Origin of the sequence: Neglectibacter sp. CSJ-5, from assembly GCF_032490475.1 — a bacterium.
GTDB lineage: Bacteria > Bacillota > Clostridia > Oscillospirales > Acutalibacteraceae > Hominenteromicrobium > Hominenteromicrobium mulieris.
On record NZ_JAVYJC010000005.1, the window covers coordinates 141,769 to 155,951 of the forward strand.

At 56.5% G+C, this 14,183-nt stretch carries 14 protein-coding genes; 13 read left to right on the top strand and 1 reads right to left on the bottom strand.

Annotation, left to right across the window (positions count from 1 at the left end):
• The first annotated feature begins 175 nt into the window (after positions 1 to 175).
• The 13 genes from ruvC to R2K26_RS11595 all read left to right on the top strand — a co-directional run bounded on the left by ruvC (position 176) and on the right by R2K26_RS11595 (position 13,276).
• A complete protein-coding gene (ruvC, locus tag R2K26_RS11535) occupies positions 176 to 670 on the top strand; it encodes a crossover junction endodeoxyribonuclease RuvC (protein WP_176820632.1) in 495 nt (164 codons plus the stop codon).
• A gap of 50 nt (positions 671 to 720) precedes the next feature.
• The gene (gene ruvA, locus R2K26_RS11540; RefSeq protein WP_176820608.1) at positions 721 to 1,335 is read left to right on the top strand and encodes a Holliday junction branch migration protein RuvA; all 615 of its coding nucleotides are present in this window, start codon (positions 721 to 723) and stop codon (positions 1,333 to 1,335) included.
• A 52-nt stretch (positions 1,336 to 1,387) separates the two neighbouring features.
• Positions 1,388 to 2,425 carry a Holliday junction branch migration DNA helicase RuvB gene (gene ruvB / locus R2K26_RS11545; protein WP_176820631.1) on the top strand — a complete coding sequence of 346 codons (1,038 nt, stop codon included), beginning with the start codon at positions 1,388 to 1,390 and terminating at the stop codon, positions 2,423 to 2,425.
• Between the two features lie 103 nt (positions 2,426 to 2,528).
• Positions 2,529 to 3,878, top strand: a complete 1,350-nt coding sequence (gene glmM, locus R2K26_RS11550; protein ID WP_316521307.1) for a phosphoglucosamine mutase — start codon at positions 2,529 to 2,531, stop codon at positions 3,876 to 3,878.
• Positions 3,878 to 4,762: a class I SAM-dependent methyltransferase gene (locus tag R2K26_RS11555; protein WP_176820606.1), complete on the top strand. Its 885-nt coding sequence runs from the start codon at positions 3,878 to 3,880 to the stop codon at positions 4,760 to 4,762. The genes glmM and R2K26_RS11555 overlap by 1 nt, the downstream gene beginning before the upstream one ends.
• 29 nt (positions 4,763 to 4,791) lie before the next feature.
• Positions 4,792 to 5,628 carry an energy-coupling factor transporter ATPase gene (locus tag R2K26_RS11560; RefSeq protein WP_176820605.1) on the top strand — a complete coding sequence of 279 codons (837 nt, stop codon included), beginning with the start codon at positions 4,792 to 4,794 and terminating at the stop codon, positions 5,626 to 5,628.
• A gap of 80 nt (positions 5,629 to 5,708) precedes the next feature.
• The gene (locus tag R2K26_RS11565) at positions 5,709 to 6,590 is read left to right on the top strand and encodes an energy-coupling factor transporter ATPase (protein ID WP_316521311.1); all 882 of its coding nucleotides are present in this window, start codon (positions 5,709 to 5,711) and stop codon (positions 6,588 to 6,590) included.
• Positions 6,580 to 7,398, top strand: a complete 819-nt coding sequence (locus R2K26_RS11570) for an energy-coupling factor transporter transmembrane component T (RefSeq protein WP_316521313.1) — start codon at positions 6,580 to 6,582, stop codon at positions 7,396 to 7,398. Before R2K26_RS11565 ends, R2K26_RS11570 begins: the two co-directional genes overlap by 11 nt.
• A gap of 15 nt (positions 7,399 to 7,413) precedes the next feature.
• Entirely contained in the window at positions 7,414 to 8,166 is a 753-nt protein-coding gene (truA, locus tag R2K26_RS11575; RefSeq protein WP_316521315.1) for a tRNA pseudouridine(38-40) synthase TruA, read from the top strand.
• Positions 8,167 to 8,234: 68 nt separating this feature from the next.
• Positions 8,235 to 9,515 carry a DUF5711 family protein gene (locus R2K26_RS11580; RefSeq protein ID WP_316521317.1) on the top strand — a complete coding sequence of 427 codons (1,281 nt, stop codon included), beginning with the start codon at positions 8,235 to 8,237 and terminating at the stop codon, positions 9,513 to 9,515.
• Positions 9,516 to 9,581: 66 nt separating this feature from the next.
• The gene (locus tag R2K26_RS11585; protein ID WP_316521320.1) at positions 9,582 to 10,271 is read left to right on the top strand and encodes a CvpA family protein; all 690 of its coding nucleotides are present in this window, start codon (positions 9,582 to 9,584) and stop codon (positions 10,269 to 10,271) included.
• 50 nt (positions 10,272 to 10,321) lie between these two features.
• On the top strand, positions 10,322 to 10,978 hold the full coding sequence (locus tag R2K26_RS11590; protein WP_316521322.1) for a CDP-alcohol phosphatidyltransferase family protein: 657 nt from the start codon (positions 10,322 to 10,324) through the stop codon (positions 10,976 to 10,978).
• 30 nt (positions 10,979 to 11,008) lie between these two features.
• Entirely contained in the window at positions 11,009 to 13,276 is a 2,268-nt protein-coding gene (locus tag R2K26_RS11595; protein ID WP_316521565.1) for an ATP-dependent Clp protease ATP-binding subunit, read from the top strand.
• A gap of 88 nt (positions 13,277 to 13,364) precedes the next feature.
• Here the strand turns inward: R2K26_RS11595 and R2K26_RS11600 are convergent, their stop codons facing one another.
• Complete coding sequence (locus tag R2K26_RS11600) at positions 13,365 to 14,174, bottom strand: C39 family peptidase (RefSeq protein ID WP_316521325.1); 810 nt, start codon at positions 14,172 to 14,174, stop codon at positions 13,365 to 13,367.
• Between the last annotated feature and the right edge of the window lie 9 nt (positions 14,175 to 14,183).

Consider the following 14,183-nt stretch of genomic DNA (forward strand, 5'->3'; position numbering starts at 1 on the left):
TAGTAAGCTTTTGCGGGCACACGGCTTTTTGGCGGTGTGTCCGCTTTTTATACGGAAAACCCGCGTGCCGTTCACAATTTTTTCGAAATTTTCGGCTATTCAAAAGGGCTGAGATATGATATACTATAAAGCAGTATGGGCTTTTCTGCCCTTTTGTTTTGAAAGGAAAAACGGCATGATCGTTCTCGGCATCGACCCCGGATACGCCATTGTCGGCTACGGCGTGGTGGAAATGAAAAATAACCGTTACCGCACGCTGGAGCACGGCGCGGTGACAACCAAGGCGGGCACGGATTTCAACCGCCGTTTGGAGATCATTTACGACGGCATCGCGCAGGTTTTGGCGCAGTATCATCCGGATGCAATCTCCGTGGAAAAGCTCTATTTTTCAAACAATAAAACGACCGGCATCGGTGTGGCGGAAGCCCGTGGCGTCATTTTGCTTGCGGCGCAGAAGGCCCGCGTGCCTGTTTTTGAATACACCCCCGTGCAGGTGAAATTGGCCGTTACGGGATACGGCAAGGCCTTAAAGCCGCAGGTGATGGAAATGACCCGCCGTCTTTTGTGCCTGCGCGAGGTGCCGAAGCCGGACGACACGGCGGACGCGCTCGCCATTGCCATTTGCCACTGCCATGCCTCCGGCACGGCGCTGCGGCAGTTTTTGAGGTAACACCGTCTATTTAGACAGAGAGTACAGAGGGTATAGAAAGGACAAAAGCGATGTTTTACAGTCTTACCGGGAAACTTGTACACATGGAGCCGGGCGTTGTCGCTATTGAATGCGGTGGCGTGGCGTTTAAGTGCTTCACTTCCATGAACACGCAGAAAAACATGCCGCGCATCGGCGAAACGGCTACGGTCTATACGCATTTAAACGTGCGCGAGGACGCGCTCGATTTATACGGCTTCTCTACAAAAAGCGAGCTGAACTGCTACAAGATGCTGACGACCATCAGCGGCGTGGGCCCGAAGGCGGCGCTCTCCATTTTATCCGAAATGACCCCGGAGGGCGTTGCCATGGCGGCGGCCTCCGGCGACAGCAAAAAGTTTACAAAGGCGAGCGGCGTGGGCCCGAAGCTTGCACAGCGCATCGTGCTGGAATTGAAAGACCGCGTGAAGAAGATGGGCTTTACGGGCGGCACGCTGGAGCTGACCGGCACGGACGACGCGGGTATTGTTTCCGCATCTCAGAACGCCGAGCAGGCCGTGCAGGCGCTTATTGTGCTCGGTTATACACAGTCCGAAGCCGCGCAGGCCGTGGCGAAGCTGGACGGCTCCCTCTCTACGGAAGAGCTTATTCGCGGCGCTTTAAAGAGTATGGCAAGCCGCTTTTAATACACGCTGAAAGGAGAGTGCTTTTCGCGTGACGTTTGACAGAGACAACGAAATGGATTTTGAAAACCGCGTCATTGCGCCGGAGTATGTGCCGGAGGACGCGGAGGTGGAAAACCCGCTGCGCCCGCGTACCTTTGCGGACTATGTGGGCCAGGAAAAGGTAAAAGAAAACTTAGAGGTGTTCATTCAGGCGGCAAAGCAGAGAAAAGAATCGCTTGACCACGTTTTGCTCTACGGCCCGCCGGGTCTCGGCAAAACGACGCTTGCGGGCATCATTGCAAACGAGCTCGGTGTCAATCTGCGCATCACGAGCGGCCCGGCTATCGAAAAGCCGGGCGACCTCGCCGCATTATTGACGAATCTGAACCCCGGCGACGTGCTGTTCATCGATGAGATTCACCGTCTGCCGCGCAGTGTAGAGGAGATCTTGTACCCCGCCATGGAGGACTTTGCGCTCGACATTATTACAGGCAAGGGGCAAATGGCGGCGTCCTATCACCTGCCGCTGCCGCGCTTTACGCTTGTCGGTGCAACGACGAGAGCCGGTCAGCTTTCTGCGCCGCTGCGCGACCGTTTCGGCGTGGTGCTGCGTTTGGAGCTCTACGAGCCGAAGGAGCTTGCGAAAATCGTCACCCGCAGCGCCGGCATTTTAGGTATTGACATTGAAGCGGACGGTGCGCTGGAGATTGCTTCGCGCTCGCGCGGTACGCCGCGTATCGCAAACCGCATGTTAAAGCGCGTGCGCGACTTTGCGCAGATCATGAGCGACGGCGTCATCACATACAGCACGGCGAAGATTGCGCTTGACCGCCTCGAGATTGACGAGCTTGGGCTCGATTCCGGCGACAGACGCATGCTGAACGCGATTATCCAGTATTATAACGGCGGCCCCGTGGGTGTGGAAACGCTGGCGGCGGCCATTGGCGAGGAAGCCGTGACGATCGAAGACGTTGTGGAGCCGTATCTGATGCAAATCGGCTTTTTGCAGCGTACCCCGCGCGGCCGCTGTGCCACGCGCGCGGCTTACTTGCACCTCGGACTTACGCCGCCGGGAACCGTTGCGGACGATAACCCGAGATTCGACGTATGACACTCTTTTGGGAACGCATGCAATCGGCATGCGGGGGAACAGGTTGAAAAGAATCAAAAAAGTCACCCCTTAAAATTTTTGACATAAAAAGGAGCATACGATTATGGGAAGATTATTCGGTACAGACGGTGTTCGTGGTGTCGCGAACCATGACCTCACCTGCGAGCTTGCAATGAAGCTTGGCCGTGCGGCCGCTGCCGTGCTCATCAACAAATCAAACCGCCACCCGCGCGTCATCATCGGCAAGGATACCCGCCTTTCGAGCGACATGCTGGAAAACGCCATGGCAGCCGGCCTGTGCAGCGTAGGCGCATCGGTCGTTCTGCTGGGCGTTGTGCCTACCCCGGCCGTGGCGTACCTTGTGGAAAAATACAAGGCAGACGCCGGTGTGATGATCTCTGCATCACACAACTCTTACGAGTATAACGGCATTAAAATTTTCAGCGGCGACGGCTACAAGCTGCCGGACGACCTTGAGGAGCGCATTGAGTCTCTGATCCTCGGCGAAGCGGCTCTGCCGCCGCTGCCCGCAGACAGCGACCTCGGCACGGTGTCGTATGCGCCGAACGCGCTGCGCGATTACATCGATCACGTGAAGTCCACGGTGCACTTCTCGCTGACAGGCCTTGAAATCGCGCTCGACTGCGCGAACGGCTCCTCCGCGATGACGGCGGAAACACTGTTTACGGAGCTCGGCGCCAAGGTGCACATGCTGCATGATGAGCCGAACGGCACGAACATCAACGATAACTGCGGTTCCACCCACATGGAATCGCTCGTGGAATATGTGAAGACGCATAAGGTCGACGCGGGCATCGCGTTTGACGGCGATGCCGACCGCTGCCTTGCCGTGGACGAAAACGGCGAAGTCATCGACGGCGACTTCATCATGGCAATCTGCGGCCTCGATATGAAGAGCCGCGGTAAGCTGAATAAGGACTGCATTGTCGGCACCATCATGACGAACCTCGGCTTTGTAAAGTGCTGCGAAGCAAACGGCATCCACTTTGAAGCGACGAAGGTCGGCGATCGTTACGTGCTGGAAGAAATGCTGCTTGAAAACTACAGCTTTGGCGGCGAGCAGAGCGGCCACGTCATTTTCCGCGATTTCGCAACGACCGGCGACGGTCAGCTGACGGCAGCGCAGCTTTTGAGCATATTAAAGCAGCGCGAAGCAAAGCTTTCTTCCCTCAAGACCGTCATGGAGCGCTACCCGCAGACGATGGTGAATATCAAGGTCTCGCCGGAGGGCAAGCTGGCGTTTCACACCGACCCGAAGGTGAAGAAGGCTATTCAGCAGGCAACCGCAACGCTGAACGGCGAAGGCCGCGTCATTGTGCGCCCGTCCGGCACAGAACCGCTGCTGCGCGTCATGGTGGAAGGCAGAGATCTGGCGCTGATTGAAAAGCTTGCAAACGATATTTCTGAAGTGATTAAGGAAGAATTGGTCTGATGAGAGCAGCAAACTGGAAAGACTATGAATTGATTGATACCGGCTCCGGCGAGCGGTTGGAGCGGTGGGGAGACATTCTCCTCATCCGCCCCGATCCGCAGATCATCTGGAAGTCGGAGAAAAAAGATCCCCGTTGGCGTTCCGCTCACGCGCGCTATAAGCGCTCCTCTACGGGCGGCGGCAAATGGGAGGTTTATAAAAAGCTGCCGGACGTGTGGAAAATCACGCGCGGCGACCTCACGTTCCGCTTAAAGCCCATGGGCTTTAAGCACACGGGCGTTTTCCCGGAGCAGGCCGTGAACTGGGATTACACCGCGGCGCGCATCCGCGCGGCAAAGGAGAAAAATCCCGAGCGCGAAATTAAAATTCTAAACTTATTCGGTTACACCGGCGCGGCGACGCTCGCGTGTATGGAAGCGGGCGCGACGGTCACGCACGTAGATGCCTCCAAGGGCATGGTGCAGTGGGCGCGCGAAAACGCAGCGGCATCGAATTTGGCAGAGCGCCCGGTGCGCTGGCTTGTCGATGACTGCGTGAAATTCGTGCAGCGCGAAATTCGCCGCGGCAACCATTACGACGGCATCATCATGGACCCGCCGTCCTACGGACGCGGCCCCGGCGGCGAGGTGTGGAAGCTTGAGGAACAGCTTTACGGTCTTGTTGAAATGTGCGTGCCGGTCTTGACGGACGATCCGCTGTTCTTTATTTTGAATTCGTACACAACGGGACTTTCTCCGTCCGTTATGGCGTATCTGCTCGGCGTTTTGCTGCGCCCGAAGTTCGGCGGCTATGTTTCCGCAGATGAAATCGGCTTGCCGGTGACGGAAACGGGGCTTGTTCTGCCCTGCGGCAGCACGGCAATCTGGTCGGGCGAGCCGGTATAACGGGACTTTTTTGAAACGGAAGGGATAAAATGGCGTTTATTGAGTGCAGAGACCTGCATTTTTCATACAGCGAAGAGAGCGGCGAGGTCCTGCACGGCGTCGATCTCGACATTGAAAAGGGTTCGTTTGTGGCGCTGCTCGGCCACAACGGCTGCGGTAAATCCACCATGGCGAAGCTGTTTAACGGTATGCTGGTGCCGACTTCCGGCACCGTGACGGTGGACGGCATCGATACCGCCGTGGAGGAAACGCAGCTTGACGTGCGCCGCCGCGTGGGCCTTGTGCAGCAGAACCCGGATAACCAGCTTGTCGCGGGTATTGTTGAGGAAGACGTGGCATTCGGCCCGGAAAACCTCGGTATTGAGCCCGCAGAAATCCGCCGCCGTGTCGATGCGGCACTGAAAGCGGTCAACATGTACGAGTACCGCGACCATGCGCCGCATAAGCTCTCCGGCGGTCAGAAGCAGCGCGTCGCGATTGCGGGTGTTATCGCGATGGAGACCATGTGCATTGTGCTTGATGAGCCGACCGCCATGCTGGACCCGCGCGGCCGACAGGAGGTTATGGATACCATTCGGTATCTGAACCGCGAAAAGGGTATCACCGTCATTCTCATCACGCACTACATGGACGAGGCCGTGCAGGCCGACCGCGTGGTGGTGATGGACGGCGGTAACATTCTGACGGACGGCGACCCGCGCACGGTGTTCGCGCAGGTGGAGCTTTTGAAGCGCCACAAGCTCGACGTTCCGCAGGCAACGGAGCTTATTTACCGCTTAAACGCCGCCGGGTGCAGCATTTCCGGCACGCCGCTCGATGAAGACGAGTGCGTAAAAGCGATTGCGGAGTATTTAAAATTGGGATAAGAATATAAAAGGGATTTTGTTTTTTGTGCGGGGCAAGAACCGAAAGGACCTGCACCCGGCAGAGGAAACGAGGAAAATCGATGGCAATTTTGGAAACCAAAAATCTCACATATACCTATGGCGTCGGCACACCGTTTGAAAAAACGGCGGTGGAAAACGTGAACCTTTCCGTAGAAAAGGGCGCGTTCGTCGGCGTAATCGGGCATACGGGCAGCGGTAAATCCACGCTGATCCAGATGCTCAACGGCCTCATCCGCCCCACAAGCGGGCAGGTGCTTTTAAACGGCGAGGACATTTGGGCAAAGCCGAAGGAAATTCGCCGCGTGCGCTTTCAGGTGGGCATGGTGTTCCAGTACCCGGAATACCAGCTGTTTGAAGAGACCGTTATCAAAGACATCATGTTCGGCCCGAAAAACATGGGGCTTTCCGATGAAGAAGCACTGAAGCGCGCCAAAGAAGCGGCACACTTTACAGACTTAAAGCCTGAGCTTTTGGAGAAATCTCCGTTTGAGCTTTCGGGCGGCGAAAAGCGTCGTGCAGCCATTGCGGGCGTCATCGCCATGGACCCGGAGGTACTCGTTTTGGATGAGCCCGCCGCCGGTCTTGACCCGAAGGGCAGAGATGTTATCTTAGCGCAGATCTCCGAATATCACCGCCAGCGCGGCAACACCATTTTGCTCGTCTCCCACAGTATGGAGGACATCGGCCGCGTGGCAGACCGCGTGCTTGTGATGAACAACGCCCATGCCGAAATGTACGACGAGACCCGCGCCGTGTTCTCGCGCGGCGAGCTTTTGGAGCCGATGGGTCTGCGCCTGCCGCAGATCACGTCCATCATGCGCCGTCTGCGCAAAATGGGCCTGCCGGTCAGCGAGACGGTTTTAAATGTAGACGAAGCCGTCATGGAGCTTTTGCCGCTCCTCAAAAAAAGGAAAGAGGAGGACAAAAACCATGCTATCTGATGTCACCATGGGGCAGTTTTTCCCCGGTAAGTCCGTCATGCACCGGCTCGATCCGCGCATTAAAATGTGCCTGACCGTGTATTTCATCGTGCTCATTTTCTGCTCGAAGAATTTTGTCACGCTCGGCGCGACGATTCTTATGAGCCTGCTTGGCGTGGTGCTTTCCAAAGTACCGCTGAAGCTCTATTTAAAAAGCATGAAGCCTATTTTGTTCATCGTGGTGTTCACCGGCGTATTGAATTTGTTTTACGGCACCGGCGACCCGATCTTCACGCTCGGGTTCATTCACATTACGCGAAACGGCATCGTGAACAGCATCATGATCGCCGTGCGCATCGTGGTGCTCATCCTCATCAGCTCTATTCTGACGTTTACAACGTCCCCGACGCAGTTGACGGACGCCATTGAGCGTCTGCTAAAGCCGCTTGCGCTGCTGCATGTGCCGGTGCATGAATTCGCAATGATGATGACGATCGCGCTGCGCTTTGTGCCGACGCTCCTCGAAGAGACCGAGAAGATCATGGCGGCGCAGAAGGCCCGCGGTGCAGATATGGAAAGTGGCGGTCTGATGCAACGCATCAAGGCGCTGATTCCGGTGCTTATCCCGCTGTTTGTTTCCGCGTTCCGCCGTGCGTTTGACCTTGCAACAGCCATGGAAAGCCGCTGCTACCACGGCGGCGAGGGGCGCACGAAAATGAAGGTGCTGCACCTTTCAAAAGACGATTATATTACGCTCGCGGTGTGCGTTTTGTACCTTGCGGCGTTCATCACAGCGAACATTTTGCTGCCTGCCGCCATTGTGCGATAAAATTGAGGAGAAACTATGGAACGAAACCTGCTGCTGAAAATTCAATATGACGGCAGCGCATACCACGGCTGGCAGGTGCAGGAAAACGCCCGCAGTGTGCAAGGGGTGTTTCAGGAGGCGTTAAAGCAGGTTTTGCATACGCAGCCGGACATCAAAGCGTGCAGCCGTACGGATACCGGCGTGCATGCGCGGGAATTCTGCCTGAGCATGAAGCTTTCGCACAATATCCCGCCGGAGCGCCTTTTGGGCGCACTCAATCATTTTCTGCCGCCGGACATTGCTGTGCTTTCCTGCGAAGAAGTGCCGCTTGATTTTCACGCACGGTACTCCTGCTGTGGGAAACGGTATGTGTATGAAATCTGGAACAACCCCATTCGCAGCCCGTTTCTGCATGGGCGCGCGCTGCACTACTACCACCACATCGATGAAAAAAAGCTGAACGAAGCCGCGCAGCATTTTTTGGGCGCGCACGATTTCACTTCGTTCTGTACACTCGATAACCGTGACATGGGGGACTTTACCCGTACGGTTACGGAAAGCTCCGTCACGCGCGAGGGCGACATGGTGCGCTTTACCGTGGCGGCGGACGGGTTCCTTTACAACATGGTGCGCATCATGACGGGCACTCTGCTCGCCGTGCAGCAGGGGCGCTTTGTCCCCGCGGATATCCCGAAGATCATCGAGGGGAAAAACCGCAAGCTTGCGGGGCCGACTGCCCCGGCGTGTGGTCTGTATTTAGAAAAGGTCTTTTACGAACCGCAAATATAATGCCTGCGGTTCGGTTGGATAAATGGTCTGTATTCCGATTTTTATAACGCGGAATAAGGGAGAAACGTATGACAAGAAAAAAGCATGAAGCAGAAAAAAAGCACGCGCTGCGCAAAAAAGAAGCACCGCCTGTGCAGGATATGCCGGATGAAACGGAACACCCTGCGCTTTCGGAAAAGAAAAAGCCGCGCGTATCGAAGCTTTTGTACCGCATCATTGCGGCGCTGCTCATCGCGGTAGTGCTGCTTATCATTTTGGAAAATAAAGATAATTTAACGCCGGAAAACATCGGCAACTGGATCCGCACAAAGGCAGTCGGCTTCGGCTTTGGCGACGGCTATCCGGCGGAGCTGACCGGCAGCACCGCGCTTGCGGGTAATTTCGGCGCGGCGGACGGCAATTTGTACGTTGTGAGCGACACGGCGCTGACGGTTCTGAACGGCTCCGCAAAGGAGATGTTCTCCGCGCGCCACAGCTACAACGACCCCGCGGTCTCCGAAGCGAGCGGACGCTACCTTTTGTATAACGCCGGCGGCACGGGTTACCGTGTGGAAACGTCCTCCGGCACGGAGATTTCCGGCACGAGCGACAGCAGTATCACGACCGGCGTCATTTGCGATTCCGGCAAATTTGCGCTGGCGGTGCAGCCCTCGGACTACGCTTCCGAGCTGCGCGTATATAACAAAAACGGCAGCTTGCAGTATAAATACAGCTTTGCGGATTCCTATATTACGGCGGTGGCACTGAATACGGACGGCACAAGAGCCGCGGTGGCAAGCACCATCACGCACGCAGGTACGCTCATTTCGCGCATTACGGTGCTGGATATGTCCGAAACGGAACCGATAGCGGAGTACGAAAGCGACGGCAACCTGATTTTTGCCGTGCAGTGGAACCGCAGCGGCCGCGTAACGGCCATCGGCGACACGGAAACGCTCGTCAGCGATACGAGCTATAACTTTACGCCGTATGCGTATGACGGCCGCACCGTGACGGCCTACACGCTCATCCCTTCGGGCGCGGTGGTCTCCGTTTCCAACTATGCTTACGGCGGCGACAGCACGCTGCTCATTTTCCGTGACAGCGCAGAGCCCGTGGAAAGCGACCTTTCCGGCCGCGCCGTGTGGCTTTCCGCAGCGGGCAATAAGGTGGCGGCGCTGCTTTCAAGCTCCGTTGTGTCCACGGACCTCACGACCGGGCGGCAGGAAGCCGCCTGCAATGTGCCGGCCGATACGAAAAGCATCGCCATGGCGGACGAAAGCACCGTATATCTGCTCGGCGTGCGCGAGATTCGGAAAGAAAATCTTAAGGTGATCGAGGCCGATAATACATTGTCGCAAACAGAGTAATGTGGTATAATCACTGTATCGCACAAGGCGCGCGGCAGGCGTGCCGGGAAAAGGAGAGTGTTTTTATTGGGATGGATATTTGACATTGCCGTTGTGGTGCTCGTCATCATCGCGGCCGTCATCGGTGCAAAAAAGGGATTTTTCAGAGCATGCTTTGATTTCTGCGGCGCGCTCATCGCGATGATTGCGGCGGGGCTTTTGAGCAGTCCTGTTGCAGAGTGGATCTTTACAACGTTCTTTCGCCCCTCGCTTGTGGAGAAGATCTCTGCGGCGGTCATGGGGCTTGGCGCGGGCGAAGCCGTGAACACCGTTTTCGATGCTTTCCCGGAGCTTATCCAGCGCGCGCTCAAGGCTGCCGGCATCACACAGGGCAGTATCATGGCGCAGGTGCAGGATAAGACGGACAGCATCGCAGAGGCCATTACGGATGCACTCAGCCCCATGCTCATCAACGTCATCGGCGTGTTCGTCATGCTGGTGCTATTCGTATTGTTCATTGTGGTACTGAGAGGCGTTGCAACGCTTTTAACGGGCATTTTCTCGCTGCCGGTCTTAAGCGGCATCAACGGTGCGCTCGGCGCAGTATTCGATGTGCTGATGCTCGTGCTCATTTTGTGGGTCGTCCTCGCGTGTACGCAGGTATTTGTGCCCATGCTGAGCGCAGCGCAGCAGGTAAAGGTGCAGGCGTTTGAGAATACCTCCATGCTTTTGAAGCTGCTTGGCAGCTTTAACCCCGCTTACCACTTAATGCAGTGAGCAGCGGCTAAAAGGAGATTCGGAAATTCGTAAGGGAAAGGAACTACACTATGTCTGATGCCAAAAGCCAAAAGACAAAGAAACCCATCAATCAGAATTTAACGGTGCCGAACGCCATGTCTGTGTTCCGCATTTTGGTCATTCCGTTTTTTGCGTATTTTTTTCTGAAAGGCAACCTCACAGCGGCCATCGTCGCACTGGGGCTTTCCGGCCTTTCCGATGCGCTGGACGGCATGATCGCGCGGCGCTTCAACCAGATCACGGAATTAGGCAAAATGCTGGATCCGTTAGCCGATAAGCTGACGCAGGGCACGGTGGCCATCTGTATCGCCGTGCACTACCCGTCCATTTGGCCGCTTTTGGCGCTGCTCGTCTTAAAGGAGCTCGTCATGTTGTGCGGCGCATGCTATCTGCTGAAAAACGGCAAAAAGCCGTGCGCGGCAAAGTGGTACGGCAAGGTCTCCACAACACTGTTTTATATCGCCATCGGACTCATCGTCGTCATGGACGGCTTTATGAAGGTTTCCGAGAGCACGTTTAATATCGCATCCACCACGGCGCTCGTCATCACGGCGGGCTTCATGGTGTACACGTTCATTCGATATTTCGGCGTGTTCCGCGAAATTTTGAGATCGACCGACGGCAAATACGATTTGAACCTGCCCGAAGAAATGCGGGCAAAGAAAGAGCGCACACCGAAAAACTAACGGTCTGCGCCGGAAAGGAAAATGTCTATGATGATGTGTACACGCTGCAAGAAGCGGCCTGCGGTTGTGTTCGTTTCCCCTTCAACGGATATGAACGCCACGCAGGGCTACTGTCTTGTCTGCGCAAAAGAGCTCGGCATTAAGCCGGTGAATGATATTATGGAGAAAATGGGCATCACGGAGGAGCAACTGGAGGCGATGACCGAAAGCATGAACGATTTGATGTCGATGTCCGACGACGGCAGCTTTGAGCCGGGCGGCGCGGTGCCGTTCCCGTCCGAACTGCTGGGTCAATTCGGTATGAACGCAAACGGTGACGGCACAGAGCCGGAAACCCGCGAAAGCCAGCCGAATGACAAGAAAAAGAAGGAGAACTTCCACAAATCGAAGCGTAAGCACATTGCGGCGTACTGCACCGACCTCACCATGAAGGCGAGAAACGGCGAGCTGGATGCCATCATCGGCCGCGAGCGCGAGATTGAGCGTGTGGTGCAGATTTTGTCCCGCCGCACAAAGAATAATCCGTGTCTCATCGGTGAGCCGGGCGTCGGTAAAACGGCCGTTGCAGAGGGGCTTGCCCTGCGCATTGCGGCAGGCGAAGTGCCCGCGAAGCTGCGCAAAAAAGAAGTGCAGCTTCTGGATCTCACGGCGCTCGTCGCCGGTACGCAGTTCCGCGGCCAGTTTGAAAGCCGCATCAAGGGGCTTGTGGACGAAGTGAAGCAGGACGGCAACATCATCCTCTTCATCGATGAGGTGCATAACCTCGTCGGCACAGGCGATGCAGAGGGCAGCATGAACGCGGCGAACATTCTAAAGCCCGCGCTGTCCCGCGGCGAAATTCAGGTCATCGGCGCAACGACGTTCTCCGAGTACCGCAAGTACATCGAAAAAGACGCCGCACTGGAGCGCCGCTTCCAGCCCGTCACCGTGACAGAGCCGTCCATCGACGACGCAACGGATATCATCCGCGGCATCAAGAATTACTACGAAAAATACCATAACGTGCGCGTTTCCGACCAAATCGCGAAGCGCATCGTCGTGCTTTCCGAGCGATATATCAGCGACCGTTACCTGCCGGATAAGGCCATCGATTTGTTGGACGAAGCATGCGCCTGCGCCGCGCTGCGCAACAAAAAGCTTGCGGATTATGAAGAAGCAAATTTGAAGCTCGAAAAGCAGCGCAAGGCGGAAGCCGAGATCGAGGGCGCAGAGAATGTCGATTACGAAGCGCTTGCCGAAGCGAAATATAAAGTCGCGGCGCTCGAAAAAGAGCTTGCCGCGTTTGACCCGAACGAAGTTACCGCGCCGGTAACGGAAGCGGATCTCGCGTATGTCATCGAGCTTTGGACGGGCATTCCCGCTGCAAAGATTGAGCAGAGCGAGCTCGGCAAGCTTGCCCACCTGGAAGAAAAGCTGAGCGAGCACATCGTGGGGCAGGAGGAGGCCGTCAAGGCTGTTTCCGCCGCCATTCGCCGCAGCCGCGTGCAGATCAACCCGCGCCGCCGCCCGGCCTCGTTCATCTTCGTCGGCCCCACCGGCACCGGCAAGACCGAGCTTGTGCGCGTGCTTTCGAAAGAGCTGTTCGATTCCCCGGAGACGCTCATCCGCCTCGATATGTCCGAGTTCATGGAAAAGCACTCGGTCTCGAAGATCATCGGTTCGCCCCCGGGCTATGTCGGCTACGATGAAGCCGGTCAGCTCACCGAAAAGGTGCGCCGCCGCCCGTATTCCGTTCTGCTCTTCGATGAGATCGAAAAAGCACACCCGGATGTTATGAACATCCTGCTGCAAATTCTCGACGAAGGCCGCATTACGGATGCGCACGGTCGCACGGTCAACTTTGAGAACACCGTCATCGTCATGACCTCCAACGCGGGCAGCAACAGCCGCGAAGCGCTCGTCGGCTTCAACCGCACCAGTGCGGACATCAGCCGCGAAAAGGCCATGCGCGCGCTGTCTGATTTCCTGCGTCCCGAGTTCCTGAGCCGCATCGATGAGATCGTCGTCTTCCGCCCGCTGAATGAGGAGGACTACAAGAAGATCGCGGTGCTCATGCTGAACGAGTACGTCGGCACGCTTAACGAGCGTGGCATCACGCTGCGCTGGACAGACGAAGCCGTCGCGAGCATCGCGCACCGTGCCGTAGGCGGCAAGAGCGGCGCCCGCGACATCCGCAACACCATCCGCCGCACCGTGGAAGACAAAATCGCGTCCCTCATTGTCGAGAAAGGCGAAGGCAACGTCACCGGTATTCTCGTCACCGAAAAGGACGGCGAGATCGACGTGGAGTCAATCTAACCTTATAAACCGCAAATCCCCGCACAGCGCTGTTCATTAAAAGCCTGTGCGGGGATTTTTGCATGCGGAGGAAGTAAGTCCGATGTATTCAGTTTGTCAGGATGATGGCCTGCTCGAAAAGGGCGGTGTAGGCGACCTCCACGCTGTCTTTGCCGTAATAGATGTCCTGACCGGCGAGAGGGTCATTGAAGTAGTAGCCGTTTTCGTCATAGCCCGTAAGGACGAGTGCGTGCATGGGGTAGACCCACGTAATCTCCCGGCCGGTCTCCGGCACCGTCCAAATGTCGCTTTCAATCGGTGGCTCCATGCAGATAGTCGCCCAGATCATCACCGGGGTGTTGTTGTCAATATAGCTTTTTAGGCGATAAAGCGGCACGCCGCTCAGACGCTCGGCGTGGTAGCCGGTGTTTGTGAGAAACTCGTTCATGGCGCGCTCAATGACGGTGGAGTAGCATCCCCAGCCGGTTTCCGAAAACGGGTCGCCGGGGAATGCCTCCCATGGGTCGCAGCCGATAAGTTCTCCGTTTTCGTCCGTGTGCGGCGCGTCGCCCGTCGGCAGGTAATAGGAAGCAAATTCCTCCGCTGTGACGGTGCAGCCGTAGTAGTTTAACAGCATGGCGGCACCGGCGCTTTCGCAGCCCGTGGGAAGCGTAGGCAGTTGCGAAATGTACGGCACGTCTTTAATGCGGCGGGTGGTTGCCTGCGCGGGGAAAATATCGGCGTAAGCAAGCGCGGGCGTAAAGTGCAGCAGCGCCGCGGCGAGCACGCCGAACACGAGTATCACCGGCAAAAGGCACAAAATGCGTCTGCGACGCCGTGCACGGTGCTTTAGGCGGCGCGGCACAGCACTGTGTCGGAAGCTTTCGGGTGCCAAATTTGCATTTTTGCGCGTTTGCATAAAGATCCC